We start from the raw sequence: 15,291 nt of genomic DNA, 5'->3' as shown, positions 1-15,291 counted from the left end.
AAAACAGACTATTTAGCGAAGTTTAGGGAGGATGTGTAGGTTTGATATTTATATGCACTAATATTGGGTATAAATGCTAACTTAAATATGTACATTAACGCTTGAATAAATATGTACATTTTCAATTGGATTCTCCATACTGACTCTGAGGTGGTTAGTATGTATATTAAGCTAGATATTCAAACAGAATTTGAGGTTAAAAGTCTTTCAGACTTACCAAATTTTAAAAAACTAATGGGGAACTTAAAAATGAAGATAAATAAAAGTCAATTAGCCAGAGAATTGAATGTGGATCGGCGTACCATAGATAAGTATTTGAATGGTTTTACACCAAAAGGGACAAAAAATAAAACATCGAAAATCGATACATATTATGAAGTGATTGCAGCTCTTTTATCTAGTGATTCTAAACAAATCTTCTACTACAAACGAGTGTTATGGCAGTATCTAACAGACAATCACGGTTTAAAATGTTCACAGTCTGCATTTCGTGCTTATATTAATAGAAAGCCTGAATTTAGAACATATTTTGATGAGGGGAAGCGTATTTTATCAGGTCATTCAGTGGGTGTCCGTTATGAGACACCTCCAGGAGAACAAGCTCAATTAGATTGGAAAGAAAGCATACGATTTGAAACCAAAAGTGGCGAAATCGTATATGTGAATGTAGCTGTACTTTTATTGTCCTACTCGAGATTTAAAGTTTTTCATTTGAATATTTCAAAATCACAAAGTGTTTTAATGTCATTTATGACAGAGGCATTTGAAATGTTTGGTGGTGTACCGAAGGTAATTGTCACGGATAATATGAAGACGGTAATGGATGAAGCTCGAACAGAACACTTTACAGGAACGATTAACAATAAGTTTGCCCAATTCGCTCAAGATTTTGGATTTAAGGTACAACCTTGTATCGCAGGGCGACCAAATACCAAAGGGAAAGTAGAAGCGCCAATGAAACTTCTAGACGAAATTCATGCTTATCAAGGAAGATTCACTTTTGAAGAATTACATGAATTTGTGCAAAAATTATGTGCAAGAATTAATCAAACATTTCATCAAGGGACTGGTAAGATTCCAGTGTTTGCCCTAAAACAGGAAAAGAATCTCCTACAACCACTCCCGAAGAGCGCGATAAGAGATTCCTATATGATTAAGCATAAACTTGTAAAAGTTAATACATCAGGCATGATATCTTACAAATCGAATCAATACTCAGTTCCAGCTGAATATCAAGGTAAAACCGTCGGTTTACAAGTATATGATAATCAAATATATGTTTATCATAACATGAAGTTAATTGTACAACATAAAATCAGCCAATCTAAGCTCAATTATAAAGAAGAACATTATAAAAAAGCATTGGCTAAGTCACTACCTAAATATCCGAACATTGACAATTTGGCGAAACAAAATTTATCAGTAATTGGTGAGGTATATAGAAATGAAGAATAGCTATCAACAATTAACAACAAACCTAGAGTATTTAAAATTAAAACAAATGGCACAACATTTAGGTGACGTAGTCGATTTTAGCATTAATAATGAATTATCCTTCGTAGAGACACTTGTTAAACTGACAAACTATGAGATTGATGTACGAGAACAAAATATGATTCATTCTATGGTGAAAATGGGCGCATTTCCTCATAGAAAGGAGGTTGATGAGTTTGATTTCGAATTCCAGCCGAGTATTAATAAACAACAAATCTTAGATTTTATTTCTCTACGTTTCTTAGAGCAACAAGAAAACATAGTATTTTTAGGACCTAGTGGTGTTGGTAAGACCCATTTGGCCACGTCTATTGGTATAGCAGCAGCTAAAAAGCGAACAAGTACTTATTTTATTAAATGTCATGATTTACTTCAAAATTTAAAACGTGCCAAGATTGAGAATCGCCTAGAATCTCGTTTAAAGCACTATACAAAATACAAATTACTTATTATTGATGAAATTGGGTACTTGCCTATTGATCCGGAGGATGCAAAATTATTCTTTCAATTAATCGATATGCGTTATGAAAAGCGTAGTACCATCCTAACGACCAATATCAACTTCAAGTCTTGGGACGAAGTATTCCAGGACCCTAAACTCGCCAATGCCATACTAGATCGTGTCTTACATCATGCCACGGTGGTCAGTATTGTAGGACAATCCTATCGAATTAAAGATCATTTTAGCAAAGAAAATGATTGATTTTGTACATGCTTAAACAAGCGAAAATGTACATGTTTATCTTGACATTTACATATTGGGTGTCTATTTTAGCGAGGATTAGGGAAACAGTAGGGAGAATGACAAAAGGTGTTTAAAAAAATTTGATGAATTATGATAAGATTCTTTTATTTAATAAATCTTGTTTTAAAAATTAAAACCATTAAATACATTAGAAATTAAAAATGGCACTTAACCCTTACTCTAACAAGAAGTTTGATTTTTTTTCTTAGTAGTTATTTGGTAGAAACAAAGGAGGTATCTGAATTTTCGGTTCATTTATTGCGGCAATTTTAGTAGGTTATCTTTTTATGTTTTTCCATTATATGCTAAAAATTAACTGTTATTTTTAATTGATTTGGATGTGAAGTATGAGAGGTATTTAGGAAATAATATAAGCGCATGACAAATAGCCTTGTTTTGCTATAATTTTTAAACAAGGCTATAAAAATGGCGATTTTAAGCAAGATTATTCCCCTTTGATAAAATCGTAAATTATTAACTTTTGTTTTGGTTTTGATAAAGATGAAACATATTTTTCAGCTTCTTCTTTTTTACGTTTTAAATAAGATTTATAGTTTTGGCTAAATATTTCAATGAAATAAGCAGCATTACTCTTATCAGCTTTACTAGCTTCAAAACGATCGGCAGCTTGTCTGAAGAAATACCAAGCATCTCTGTCGATATCTGGTGGCATTCTATTTGCAATTGCATATGCATCTTTTTCAGACAGATTAGTAAATGGAGAACTCATAATATAGTGCCATGCTCTTTGTTGATCTTTACTTAAATATTCATTGAAATCTTCTTTTCTAGCAAAATAGTCTTTAGGTTCTTCACTTTGTTCATTAGCTTCTTCTTGTTTTGGATCTGTATCTACTTGTTCGTCTGTAACTTCTTCTTTTTTTTCTTTTAATAGAGTCCACTTGGATATTAGGTTTGAGATAGTTTCTGTTATCTCAATTGCTAGATGCCATTTGTGTTTAAAGTAATCTATGATTTTTTGATAATTATTATGTATTGTTAAAATGTATACAGAAGGACCTTTCTTTCCAGCTTTACGATTTCTAATTTGGTGGCAGATACCAAGTTTTTCTAGCCAAGAAAGAGTTTCATTGATAAGGGGTTTTGAAATTCCCGCTTTTTGGGCTATCACATCCTGTTTCACACAAGAAAAACCTTCGTGAACAAGATAAGATAAAATTGTTTCAAGTCCTTTGTACTTACGAGGAGTTTGTAAAGAAATGTCTTCAGTAGTAAAGCCCTGGTCTTCTAAAAGAATGATATCAATCTCCTTTAGAATTTTTTTTACGGCTTTATTAATATTTCCTGGTTTAGTAGATATACGATCCAGTTGAGGACTTAGTTCTCGTTTTGCTTTGCTTAATATAAAATTTTTTAATAACACGAAAAAACCTCCCTAATATTTCCAGCCCGATATCGGAAAATTAGCGAGTTTTTTATTCACAAAACTTCATTAGTTATGATATAATTTAACCATAATATTAATTTTGTAAAAAAACTCTGCTAACGTGGGTTTTCAATTGATCTAGTCGCCAAACTTCGAATCAATTGAAAACGGTGGGTGGAGTTTTATTTTTTGTCTTTTTTAAATGAATTGAACTTAATTTCCTGTTTATATGAAATAACTATATCATAAATCTCTTTTTTAATTATATATATTATGTTATATATTCTATCTTTTTTTTTATGAAATATCAACCTAGTGACTAGGCTTGATTCTTCTGTTTGATTAATCTGGATTGAATTACCTTTTCTATATATCTTATTAAGGGAAATAAGGGGATTTCTACCTTTTGATTTAATAGAGTACAAATTATATAATGCTAAGATCTGATGAGCAGATTAATTATAATCTAGTATTTTTGTAAGAAAGAATACTTTTTATAGTTGGTGAGCTTTTTTTATTTAAATACATTTGGGGGGATAATAAAATTGTTGTTTTCAAAGTTAATAGATTTATGCGCGCTTTATGATTTGCATAAAAAAAGAAGCAAAGAATACCAATTTTCGGGGGTTCCGGAAATGGATTTTGAAGATATTAATGAGTTTTATAAAGTAGATCGAACAATTAATATGCATTTTAATAGTGAAGTGTCGAATTTACAAAAAAATAAAATCGTTAAATTCGAATATGAAAGTCTAATGAAAAGTGGGGACTTGTTTAATGATTTGGTAAGCGGTGAAGCTTATCTGAATAGTAATGAGGATGCACCTAATGTTATTTTTGTTCATGGCTGGCGTATGGAAAATAATGAACGTGTGAGAAAAATCTTTCATGAAAAAATGATAGATTTAGATTGGAATTTATATTATTTTACTCTACCTTATCATTTCGCTAGAGAACCGGAAGAATCATTATTTAGTGGTGAGTATATGGTAAGTGCGGACATACAACGTACTGTGAAATCAACGCAACAAGCGGTTGTTGATCTAAGAGGATTGATTCATTGGATCAAGGAGAATAAAAAAGGTCCTGTAATATTAATAGGTGTGAGCTTGGGTGGATTTATTACTAATTTAACAGCATTGGTTGAACCAGAAATTGATGTGTTAACCTCTGTTTTTTATGCAAATCGTCTTTCATATTCAATTTGGAACACAAATCCAGGGAAATATATTAAGAAGGATTTGTCTGTTCACGGTGTTACATATGAGGAACTCGTGGAGAGTTGGAAAATTACTGAACCAAGTCAAGCTACTCCAATAATGAATCAAAAGAATATTCTATTGATTTCAGCAAAGTATGACCAATACGTTCATATGGAGGATACAAGTTATCTTTGGGAAGCATGGAATAAACCCACGCGTTATCTTTATAACTGTGGTCATGCTGGAATTGTACTTAAAAGAAAACAAATTGTATTGGATACCATAGAATTTATTCGAAAACGAATATTCGAAAGCGAATAATGTTAGGGTGTATATATGATAGTGCTGGTATTTTTACTGTGGATGATGGCAGCCATATTATTTCTAACTAATCCTAAAAATGAAGAAACACGGTGGGCGAGCGCAATTGCCTTGTTTGGTGGGTTTGGCGGTCTTGGGGTTATGCTCGGAATAGGGCCAGATCGTCCGGAATTAATTTTATGGATAGATGCAATCGCAACATCATGGGGGCATTATTTAACGCCATATGCTATTTGGATGTTTGGAGTTGTATTTTCTGGAGTATTTAGGACTAATTCACACCTTAAAAGAATAATAAGAAATATATTATTTTTAATTCCAGTCTTCTATATGTATAGTATTGATCAAATATATCCTGAGTTTAAAACTCATTATGTCATTTTGGCTTATTGGACAGTTCCTTATGTTATGGGAACAAATATATTAATGATTAATTCTACTTTTAGGGAGACTAGACCAGCTATAAAGAAAAACAAAATATTTACATGTATAGTTATCCTTCCAGTAAATACTTTTGCCTTGGTTACAAATATCATTTTGGAAGCTTTAGGTATAAAAGATGTATGGTTTTATAATCCATTGGTTATTGCCGTTCAGTTTGTTATATTTGGGTATCTTATTATAAAATACGGTTTTTTAGATGTTAAAATTCGTTTCGAAAGGCAGCACAGAGATACTACTATGAAGGCTGTTGCATCTGGAACAGCTTTGTTAAATCATACGATTAAAAATGAAATAGCAAAAATCGACTTTTTAGTCAGTCAGTTGAAAGAACATAATTTAACTGAAAAAGCTAATGAGAGTATAGAGTTAGCACTTAATTCTACTCAACATGTTTTAGAACTTTCCGCGCGTATTCAAAGTAAATTAGACGTTATGAATTTAAAGGAATCACACTTTTGGTTATCAGATAATATTGAATCTACATTAGCTTTGCTTCAACCGTATTTAAATTCAAATGTCCAGGTTATTAAACAGTATGAAGTAGATGTAAAAGTGCAGGGTGATCCTATACATATACAAGAAACCTTATTAAATATCATTAAGAACGCTTTAGAGGCAATGAGTAATGACGGGAGATTGTTAGTTAAGCTTTATAAAACTAGACGGAAAGTATATATAGATATTACTGATAGTGGGAAAGGGATTCCAAAAGATAAACTAGATCAGGTACTAAATCCTTTCTTTAGTACCAAAGGCACGAAAGGGAACTATGGATTAGGTCTGACATACTCCTATAATGTAATGCAGAAGCATGGTGGCGACATTTCTATTAAGAGTAAAGTTAATCAAGGGACTACATTTACTTTGTCACTTCCAGCCAGGAGAGTTCTTGACATTAATGAACAATTTAATATAGATGGGAGATTGTAAGGGATGACTATAATTAGATTGGCCGTTGTTGAAGATGATCCAGTATGGATGAAGTGTTTGTGTGAGTATATAGAGAAGGAAAATGATTTAACAGTTATTGAAAAAGCTACGACAAAAGAAGAGGCTTTTTCAATAAATATCGAAAATATAGATGTGATACTACTGGATTTAACATTATCTGATTCAAGTGATAATGAAAATTTAAATGGATTAGAGGTTGCAAATCATTGGAATGATAGAGGTTTTAAAAATATTATCATGTTGACTTCTTGGGAAGAACAAGAAATCATTTTGGAAGCATTCGATAATGGCGCTATAAATTATGTGACTAAAACCTCATATAGAGACATTCCAGGTACAATTCGAGATGCATATCAAGGTAAGGTAAGTATTCATTCGGATGTTTCTTTTACACTTGTAAATGCTTTGAAGACAGAAAGGAGAATTAGTGTTTTAACACCTTCGGAGAGGGAGGTATACAAGTTAAAAGAAAAAGGGTTAAATAAGAATCAAATCGCTGATATGTTGTTTAAATCAGTGGAAACTATAAAAAAACAATTTAAAATGATTAATAGTAAAATTAAAAAGTGATAGTTTAAAAATCGTAAAAATATTATATTTTAACATTTAAATAACATTTCGGGAAGGGGTATTTTTTTAACCCTTCCCGAATTTATTTTAGGCTCGTATCATATATACAGTAATTTAATTATTCGATATCGAATATTAAGGGGCTGTATATATGATGACTATGATAAGAGAAGCAAGGTTGCAGAAAGGATGGACTCAATTAGATTTAGCAAAAAAATCCGGTGTTCCACAACCGACAATTTCTCAAATTGAAAGTGGGGAAAGAAAATACCCTACTTATCAAAATATCAAAAAAATAGCTGAAGCTCTTGGGATAAAGACCGAAGAGCTTATGAAAGAATAGCTATTTGTATGACGGTTGAACGAAATTCAATTGTACAAATAATATCGTTCAACCGTTATATTTTTATTTATCGTATTTTGTGTTTAATGTCACCAAAATTTCTATGTCGAATTTAAATGAATTCCGTAATCTGATTAAATGTAATATTCAGTGGAGGGAGATTTATGCATATGCAATATAAAGAAATTGATCAACAGTTCATTGAACAACAAATGGAAAAAGATTTATTTGAAGATGTACTAAATAATCAAGAAAATCCAGTGGAATTTTTTTATAAGATTCTAGATGTACTTCGAAAAATTGAAAATAAAGAGTAGAGTATCCTGTAACAGATACCCTACCCACTTATTTTTCATTATCTGGTTTTAATTCTTCAACGTCAGCTTGTGCTGTGAAATTTAAGTAATTCACATATTTGATTAATTCTTGCTTAACCATAGGCTTTTTGCTATCTGGGATATTTTTGTACCTTTCGTAGATTTCATTAGCTAATTGAGAAACTACTTCTTTTCTTTGTGCTTCATCGTCAAAAACTTGGTAGTTTAACATATAATCGGTGCTAACTTGGAAAAAACCGGATACTTTTTTTAGCATATCAAAATTTGGTTCTTTATTACCAAGTTCCCAACTTGATATTGCGCTTCCTGTTACGCCAAGTTCTTTACCTAATGCGTTTAAGCTTAACCCCTGTAAATTCCTTAAATTCCTTAAATTTCTACCAAAAATGTTATCTTCCAATCCAATCAACCTTTCGTATGTTATTGCGATTAGTAGATGTCACCTAACCTTCTTTATTCTGTAGGAGTAAAAAAACGTCATCAAACAGTTGACGTTTGATTGATAATCAAATAGAATATAGACAGGGAGGTGAGTATTTGGCTTTGTCAAATAAAACTAAATCGACAGTTTTGCGAAAAGTTAGGGAAGAAAAGGACCTAACTGTAAGAGAACTTTCATTAGGTACTAATATTCCAGAAAATACTCTTTATAGCATTGAAACAGGCAGAAGTGGTGTTAATGCAAAAAGAGCTAGGACAATAAGTACATATTTAAAAGAACCCCTTGAAAGACTGTTCGAATCTAGTTTGTATCATGCCAAACTTGAGGATAAATAACCTCATTAACTAATCGCTTTCAAACATTTACTTTTTATCATTATGTATACCCTTGTCTATTGTAAATGATAAGACGGGTTTATAAGCAGTGATAAGATAAAAAAATATTATTTTATTATTATTTTTCTTTTATTGATAGAAAATACCTTCAAAGGGGGGAGTTTATGGAAAAAGAAAGTAGGCTTACATTTTATGATGTATCTTGTAAAGCTCACTCTGTAAAAACTTTTGATGGGAAAACATATCAGTTAAGAGGTGCTGTCGCTATCGAAAATAAAACAGGGGAAATCGTAAAAATAGCCCAAGTGTATTATAAGGTACGATCAGTAGTGGATAAAAATAATAACCTTATTGCTAAAAGGAAAAATCCAGAAGATGAGCTTGTAGTGATAAGAAAACCCAAAAAGATTGCAGAGTAAGTTGAAGTTTAGCGATTTTGAAGTGTGCTGTGAGAGTATTTTAAGATTCCGTTTGAATGAAATATCTTTTGGTGGGGATTCCACTTGGAATTTTGTAAACAGCACAAATTGATCCTTTGATAAATGAATATTGCGTGCCGCCCTTGATATGGTCACTAGAGGGTTAGGTCGACGAGTAGAGTTTGGTGAGTGGAACTTAAAACTCATCTGTGGCCGTAATTTAACAGTGTATCGATGATCTGATTGATATAATCGTGAGAAATATCCCAAGTAGACGTTTCGATGAAGCGATCAATATCAAAAGGTAGATATACGAGGTTCTTCGTACATGCCGAAAACGTTGTGCTGTGTGAGGCTGTTATAAGTTAGACTGGGAATAACTTATAACAGCCTCATACGAGGTCGTCAATCTAGCCATAATTGACAAAATTTTATTCTTTTACTTTATACAAATTGATTATTCTCAAGTAGACTTCAAAATCGCTAATTATAAGAAATTAGATTTTATAGGTGGTGATGTTAAAAATTCGTGAACACCTTGATATTATATACAGTTTACATGAGTTTAAATGTTTTTATGGATTTAAAGTATCTGATTACTAAAAACTATTGGCACTTAATATTTTTTAGTCTTTCAATAGTTCTTTGTGTAATTCAGAATAAGAATGTGTTAGCTCTACTCGTAATCGCAATTGTTGCATTAATAATTGGTGTGTTAATTAGAGAAAAAATGCCATTGGCTAAGTTTTCGCCTGGAGATACAAAAATGATAGTGATTTCATCTATGTATTTATATATCTTAGGGTCTTTGAAGATACATTGGCTATTGATACCGATTTTATTACATGTAACAGTATTCATTTTATCAGCAGTAATATATGGGTTAATTGTGATTTTATTGTTTGTAAAAAAATATATATTTACCAGAACAATAAGCGGCTACCATTCCTTTAAATTTCTGAAGATTAGCATTGAACTAACAACAGAAGGTTTGAAAATAATCAGTATGAGTTACCGTTTTCCGGCAGCAATTTCTATAATTGCTGGTTTTATGTCGCTAGTATTGTTACAGTGGTAATATATTTTGTATTATAGGTATATTAAGATGAAGTATTAAACTGGAGGATTAATCATGAAAAAAACAATTCTAACTACAACGGCAGCATTAACAATGATGGGAACGGGTATGGGAATCAATGTTGACCATATCAAGCCAGCTGAAGTTAAAGCTGATACTATATCATTCTATGATGTACCAAATAACCACTGGGCGACTAAAGCGATCACAAACTTAGCGAATAGAAATATTGTTGTTGGTTACGGGAATGGACAGTTTGGTTTTGGCGATAATGTTACCCGTGGGCAAGTTGCTCGCATGATCTATAACTACTTAAAGCCAGCAGATGCAGGTAATTTCAAAAACCCATTTAGCGATATTAAAGGGCATATGTTTGAAAAAGAGATTCTAGCACTTGCTAAAGTTGGTATTATTAAGGGGTATGGAGAAGGTAAATTTGGACCGGATGACATCTTAACTCGCGAGCAAATGGCGCAAGTACTTACAAATGCTTTCAAATTTGAGGGAACTAAAAAAACATCATTTGTAGATGTTGATAAAAACTCTTGGTCGTACAAGGCAATTGGTGCTTTAGAAGAGAAGGGCGTAACAATTGGTACAGGTGGCAATATGTATTCACCAACATCAGTTGTAACACGAGAACAATATAGTCAGTTTTTATTTAATTCTATTAATGTAATAGAGAAAGAGACTAAGCCAGAAGAAAAACCAAACACTGGCGGAGAAGTTAAGCCAGAAGAAAAACCGAATACTGGCGGAGAAGTTAAGCCAGAAGAAAAACCAAACACTGGAGAAGAAACGAAACCAGTTAACATTCCAGAATGGTTAGAAACAAGTTTAGCAACGAATGATTTTACATTTACACAAGCTTGGTATGATGGATCAGAAGCTATTAATAAAGCAGCATCTACTAACGCTCAACAAATTGTTAAAAATATAAATAGCAAGTATGGAACAAACTTGAAGTATAGTGAAGTAGGGGCAATTGTACAATTAGTGGATGGTGCAAGAGAACAACTTTGGTTAGCTGGTATGAATGTAAATGATTTTAGAGTTACTTTCAGGGTATCAAATAATGCAATGATAGAGCTTACGAAAGAATTAGTTACACTTGTAAATTCAGATTTGAATTTGGATCAAGAAATTCAAGAAATTCCTTCAGCACCAATGAAGATTAAGAATGTTGAAAAAGGGGATTACAAAATTCGTATCAGTCCAGCAATGGCAGACCAAATGATTACAATTATAATTGAAAAGAAATAAAGAGAAAATCCGTTTTAGTATTTTACTAAAACGGATTTTTTGTTAGAAATTAAAATATCCTTCGAAATATAATAGGAGGAAGATAATGAAATCAAAATTATTAGTATTTATTTTCGTTATTTTGTTATGTATTCCTAATTGTGCATATGCAAGGAATAGTGATATTCCTTTTTATGATGGAAAGAATGAAACCTTGATACGGAGCAAGGGTTTGCAAATGCCTGGTAATTATTTAAGACCAGGAAAATTTTTACCACCTAATGCACCACCTGATATTTATTATACAGCTGACCTTCATTACCCAGCTCTTTACAACGGTAGCTTTGATTGGGGAAACCAAAGAGCGAACTTGGTACAGAGCGTTGATTATAGTGAACCTTTTGTTAATGTAGCGAACGATGGATATATAGGAAGTGGTATCCCACTAGGTAATAGAATGATTACAGAAGTAGAAAGGGTAAACTCCCAAGTGATTTCACAAAAGTATCGGGGGAATCCAGATTTTGTTTTAAAGTATATATTACCTTATGAAGTGACAAGTGTTGCGTTTCCAAAGTCGTATGGTAAATTCTATTGGATTAGGGATATGGCTTATCTTTCAGGTGGTATGGCAGGTGCAGGGCTACAAAAGGATATTAACAAATTTAATATCTTTATTGTACGTACTAGTTTTCCGGATATAAAAAAATTCCAAGCATCTGACGGTCCTAAAAGTAATACAGTAGATTTTCATGTTGAAGGTTTTGAATATGTAACCAAAAATAAAGGATATACAGATAATAATATGGGGTCAGAAACTATAAATCCTTATGCGGAAATGGCTGGGGAGCGAAATAGAGTAAAATGGGTTCTGAAAATATATAAAGATGGTTCTGAAATTGATACTAAAGAAGGATATATTCGTTCTAATCCTAAGAAAGATTCAGAGAAGCCGGAAGAGGGCGATGCTGGATATTTTGGAGGGAAAGGATCAAGTAGCCCTATACGATGGCAGCCAACGACTTGTGGGAAGTTTGAAGCGAAATTACAAGTCTATGACGCTGTACAAAGACCAGCAAAGGAAAAGAAAACTTCCTTTACTATTTCGGGAAATGGTTGTGACAAAGAGAAACCACCAACTCCAGGTGGTGAAGGTGATGAAGATACATTTAAGTACAAAATGGATTTTTCAGTAGATCGTATTGAGGGTGAAACTGTTGAATCTGGTGATAATGTAAAAACACCGGTTAAGGTTTCAAGAGCTGATTTTTCAGAAGAGCGAAAAAAATACCGAGAAGAATTAGATCGAAAAATCCAGGATCAAGAGCGAGAACTTTCTAAATTAGAGGACAGAAAACAAGACGCGAGGGAAGAATTGAATTTTTGTCGATATGATAGAATTTGTACAATAGATGAAGAAGGAAATCAACATTGTGTTCCCCGTGATTGTTCATCGTATGAATATAATCTTGATAGAATATTAACGATGATTAGTACAGAAACAAAAAAATTAAATAAAGAGAAGAATAAAAGGGATAGATTAGATAAATTGGAGAGTGAATATAAAAACACCACTCCAAATGTTGTTCTCAGGTTCCAAGATAATATAGTAGGACAACAGAAGGTCAACTTATCCGAAGGACAATCTAAAGTTTTATATTATGATTGGAAAGTACCAAGTTCGGGACAAATTGAGGCTGAGATCAATCCTAAGCCGCGAAAATATGATAATAGTAAAGATGTATTAAAAACAAACTTTAATAATAATAAATTGGATACCCCAATTAATGTTGCTTCACATGAAACCTCTACTTGTTCACAGCCTAATTCTACAGCTACAGTAACAGCTGTTGTGCGTACAATTAATAACGCAGGAGATAGGGACACATTATATGAACGCTTAACAGGTAGTATTGTGAATATATCAAAGCCTAAAATAAGGGCAGGATATGGATTTAGTTATGAAGTGAAAACAACCTACACAAATGAAGATTCATCAAGTCATGCTACGGGTGTGAAGAGTACAACATCTTTCCTTCCTACAATGGTTCAACATCAACAGTATTCAAAAACTGAGGATGGATACAAAGTACCAATGGATGAAACACTAGGAGGATATAATCAAGTTTGGTCATTACCTCATACTTACGTTGAAAAATTTTCAGGAAATGTATTTAATGATAACTATAAAAAGCATCCTAAATACAATCCTAATGAAACTATTTTAGATGGCGGGAGAAAGTGGTATACCGAATTTACACAAGCAGATGGAACGTATTCATTTAAAGCAATGGCTTATGGTGCGGGTGTTAATAAGTTAAATCTTTGTCTTACGGGAAAAATTGAAGTGGAAGGTTCAGGGATTGGTGATAAAAAAGGAAATGATGATTTTATTAAACGCTCTGTAAATCCACAGAATCCATTCCCAGGGCAAGTAGGATGGAACTGGAAAAATAAAGAACCTATGTTAACTAGTTTATCGGACTGGTGGAATACATGGGAATATCCAAATCCAAAAGATATACCAACAGGGTATCATATGGAGAGTTATAAAATTACTCCAGAAATGTATAAGCAAATTAAAGAATATAACAAGACGCATGGTTCAGACGTCAATCTGAATAGTGATTTCCTAACGAGATTTAATTTTAAATAATAAGAAAGCCTGTTTTGAAAGTGCAATTAGCTTTTAGAACAGGTTTTTTGTATACGAAAAAATATGTTGGTGAGGTGTACAAATCAATGCAACCACCAAAATTTGTTGTAATAATGCTGGTGTTGATCGGGATTATGTTGTTTACAGCAAGTACCGGTTTTATGTTTGCAGCGGATACAAATGAAGATAATAGCTTACATCAAGCAACAGCTACAGCCATGTCAAAAGGAATTAATATGGGGCAATTAAGAGTTGATGAAGAAATAACCATTAATGAGAAAGTCGTTAAAGAAACCCTGATTAGAGAATATGTTAATCAGTCAAATTTCCATGATGGTGAAAAACGATTAAATATTTATGCCATTAACTCTCAACCAGCAATGATTGGAGTCGAATCATACAACACTTTTGCTATACCTATTAAGAAATATTTAAAAGAACCGGATGATCAAACGACAGTTAGACAGTTCGAAAATATGATTTTTGAAGCGAAGAAAGTAACGAAATAGGAGTTGAAGAAATTGGTGAAAAAGCTTCCGAAAAAAACCGTGAGTGTATTAATTGCTGTAGGCTTAGTAGCGACAATTGCAGGATATGAAAATTACAAAATTAATAGTGCGATAAATCCTACTAAGGTTTATTACAGTAAAGTTGATATTCCACCAAGAACAAAAATTACAAAGGATATGTTACAAGAGAGGGTCATTCCTGGTGATGCAATTGCCCCTAATGCTATTACAAATGTAAAAGATTTAGAAGGTAAGTATACAGTGAACGGATTTGGAGTTTCAAAGAACTCTTTATTGTACAAGGACAAAGTAGTTCCAAAGGATGAATTGCCGGATGCAGCCATACTAAATTTGAAGAAAAGTGAAGTAGCTTTTCCGTTGTTGGTAGATATTGAAACGTCATCTGGTAATAGTATTATCCCGGATTCTTATGTAGACCTGTATTTTAAAGGTAAGGTGAAGAATGAGTCGGACCATACTGAAAAGCCTATATTTGGGCGTGTTGCAAAACATGTTAGGGTAACTTCAGTAAAAGATAGTAATGCTACAAATGTATTTGATCCCAAAAGTGTAGAAGTTGATGGGTCATACAAAGACAATTTAAATAATGAGGCGAAGAATCGTCCGTTAGCTAAAATTTATACTTTCGCAGTTTCAGATGAAGAAAATCAATTGTTAAATAAGGGAGCCTTAATTGGTGAAATTATTCCTGTTGCTTCTGGTGAATCTTATAATGCCAATGTTGAAAGAACGAATGACGATTTGATTACAAAGTGGATTCAGGATCAGTCATATAAATTAAAGTAAGAAAGGAG

Annotated in this window: 15 protein-coding genes; 13 read left to right on the top strand and 2 right to left on the bottom strand. The window is 32.6% G+C overall.

The features are described from left to right. Window positions 1–159: 159 nt before the first annotated feature. Together istA and istB are read left to right on the top strand one after the other, a co-directional pair. Window positions 160–1,455, top strand: coding sequence for an IS21-like element IS232 family transposase (gene istA, locus QCI79_RS33855; protein WP_000275580.1), 1,296 nt, complete (start codon window positions 160–162; stop codon window positions 1,453–1,455). Further along, window positions 1,445–2,197, top strand: a complete 753-nt coding sequence (gene istB / locus QCI79_RS33850) for an IS21-like element IS232 family helper ATPase IstB (protein WP_000798699.1) — start codon at window positions 1,445–1,447, stop codon at window positions 2,195–2,197. The genes istA and istB overlap by 11 nt, the downstream gene beginning before the upstream one ends. A gap of 487 nt (window positions 2,198–2,684) precedes the next feature. Here the strand turns inward: istB and QCI79_RS33845 are convergent, their stop codons facing one another. Next, window positions 2,685–3,623: a hypothetical protein gene (locus tag QCI79_RS33845; RefSeq protein ID WP_000924961.1), complete on the bottom strand. Its 939-nt coding sequence runs from the start codon at window positions 3,621–3,623 to the stop codon at window positions 2,685–2,687. Between the two features lie 548 nt (window positions 3,624–4,171). On the opposite strand from QCI79_RS33845, the gene QCI79_RS33840 reads away from it, so the two are divergent. The 5 genes from QCI79_RS33840 (at window position 4,172) to QCI79_RS33820 (ending at window position 7,774) form a co-directional block, all read left to right on the top strand. Then, window positions 4,172–5,149, top strand: a complete 978-nt coding sequence (locus QCI79_RS33840; protein WP_000899316.1) for an alpha/beta hydrolase — start codon at window positions 4,172–4,174, stop codon at window positions 5,147–5,149. A 15-nt stretch (window positions 5,150–5,164) separates the two neighbouring features. Continuing rightward, entirely contained in the window at window positions 5,165–6,523 is a 1,359-nt protein-coding gene (locus QCI79_RS33835) for a sensor histidine kinase (protein WP_000636549.1), read from the top strand. 3 nt (window positions 6,524–6,526) lie between these two features. After that, complete coding sequence (locus QCI79_RS33830; protein WP_000152608.1) at window positions 6,527–7,114, top strand: response regulator transcription factor; 588 nt, start codon at window positions 6,527–6,529, stop codon at window positions 7,112–7,114. Between the two features lie 160 nt (window positions 7,115–7,274). Further along, window positions 7,275–7,457 carry a helix-turn-helix domain-containing protein gene (locus QCI79_RS33825; RefSeq protein ID WP_003275858.1) on the top strand — a complete coding sequence of 61 codons (183 nt, stop codon included), beginning with the start codon at window positions 7,275–7,277 and terminating at the stop codon, window positions 7,455–7,457. 164 nt (window positions 7,458–7,621) lie between these two features. Further along, window positions 7,622–7,774: a hypothetical protein gene (locus QCI79_RS33820; protein ID WP_000551114.1), complete on the top strand. Its 153-nt coding sequence runs from the start codon at window positions 7,622–7,624 to the stop codon at window positions 7,772–7,774. Between the two features lie 28 nt (window positions 7,775–7,802). Here the strand turns inward: QCI79_RS33820 and QCI79_RS33815 are convergent, their stop codons facing one another. Then, complete coding sequence (locus QCI79_RS33815; protein WP_000389936.1) at window positions 7,803–8,195, bottom strand: helix-turn-helix domain-containing protein; 393 nt, start codon at window positions 8,193–8,195, stop codon at window positions 7,803–7,805. A 137-nt stretch (window positions 8,196–8,332) separates the two neighbouring features. Here QCI79_RS33815 and QCI79_RS33810 point away from each other — a divergent pair, with 137 nt between their 5' ends. From QCI79_RS33810 to QCI79_RS33785, 6 genes are all read left to right on the top strand, one after another. Next, the gene (locus QCI79_RS33810) at window positions 8,333–8,572 is read left to right on the top strand and encodes a helix-turn-helix transcriptional regulator (RefSeq protein ID WP_001218521.1); all 240 of its coding nucleotides are present in this window, start codon (window positions 8,333–8,335) and stop codon (window positions 8,570–8,572) included. Between the two features lie 164 nt (window positions 8,573–8,736). Beyond that, window positions 8,737–8,991 (top strand): hypothetical protein, encoded by a 255-nt coding sequence (locus QCI79_RS33805; protein ID WP_000410281.1) that lies wholly within the window; start codon window positions 8,737–8,739, stop codon window positions 8,989–8,991. 1,132 nt (window positions 8,992–10,123) lie between these two features. Continuing rightward, complete coding sequence (locus QCI79_RS33800; RefSeq protein WP_000751260.1) at window positions 10,124–11,332, top strand: S-layer homology domain-containing protein; 1,209 nt, start codon at window positions 10,124–10,126, stop codon at window positions 11,330–11,332. Between the two features lie 85 nt (window positions 11,333–11,417). Beyond that, the gene (locus QCI79_RS33795; RefSeq protein ID WP_000837540.1) at window positions 11,418–13,967 is read left to right on the top strand and encodes a hypothetical protein; all 2,550 of its coding nucleotides are present in this window, start codon (window positions 11,418–11,420) and stop codon (window positions 13,965–13,967) included. Between the two features lie 86 nt (window positions 13,968–14,053). Beyond that, window positions 14,054–14,476, top strand: a complete 423-nt coding sequence (locus QCI79_RS33790) for a DUF5411 family protein (RefSeq protein WP_001183011.1) — start codon at window positions 14,054–14,056, stop codon at window positions 14,474–14,476. Window positions 14,477–14,491: 15 nt separating this feature from the next. After that, window positions 14,492–15,283: a CpaB family protein gene (locus QCI79_RS33785; RefSeq protein ID WP_002134136.1), complete on the top strand. Its 792-nt coding sequence runs from the start codon at window positions 14,492–14,494 to the stop codon at window positions 15,281–15,283. Window positions 15,284–15,291 lie beyond the last annotated feature (8 nt).

The organism is Bacillus cereus group sp. MG1, assembly GCF_040460035.1.
Taxonomy (GTDB): Bacteria; Bacillota; Bacilli; order Bacillales; family Bacillaceae_G; genus Bacillus_A; species Bacillus_A cereus.
The sequence above is the reverse complement of the archived record's forward strand: the minus strand, read 5'-3'. Positions and strand labels throughout refer to the sequence as shown.

What these genes read in the sequence shown, in the direction of transcription:
- QCI79_RS33825 (WP_003275858.1), top strand. Translation starts at nt 7,275, where the DNA reads ATGATAAGAGAAGCAAGGTTGCAGAAAGGATGGACTCAATTAGATTTA.
- QCI79_RS33790 (WP_001183011.1), top strand. Translation starts at nt 14,054, where the DNA reads ATGCAACCACCAAAATTTGTTGTAATAATGCTGGTGTTGATCGGGATT.
- QCI79_RS33835 (WP_000636549.1), top strand. Translation starts at nt 5,165, where the DNA reads ATGATAGTGCTGGTATTTTTACTGTGGATGATGGCAGCCATATTATTT.
- istB (WP_000798699.1), top strand. Translation starts at nt 1,445, where the DNA reads ATGAAGAATAGCTATCAACAATTAACAACAAACCTAGAGTATTTAAAA.
- QCI79_RS33795 (WP_000837540.1), top strand. Translation starts at nt 11,418, where the DNA reads ATGAAATCAAAATTATTAGTATTTATTTTCGTTATTTTGTTATGTATT.
- istA (WP_000275580.1), top strand. Translation starts at nt 160, where the DNA reads ATGTATATTAAGCTAGATATTCAAACAGAATTTGAGGTTAAAAGTCTT.
- QCI79_RS33830 (WP_000152608.1), top strand. Translation starts at nt 6,527, where the DNA reads ATGACTATAATTAGATTGGCCGTTGTTGAAGATGATCCAGTATGGATG.
- QCI79_RS33800 (WP_000751260.1), top strand. Translation starts at nt 10,124, where the DNA reads ATGAAAAAAACAATTCTAACTACAACGGCAGCATTAACAATGATGGGA.
- QCI79_RS33820 (WP_000551114.1), top strand. Translation starts at nt 7,622, where the DNA reads ATGCATATGCAATATAAAGAAATTGATCAACAGTTCATTGAACAACAA.
- QCI79_RS33805 (WP_000410281.1), top strand. Translation starts at nt 8,737, where the DNA reads ATGGAAAAAGAAAGTAGGCTTACATTTTATGATGTATCTTGTAAAGCT.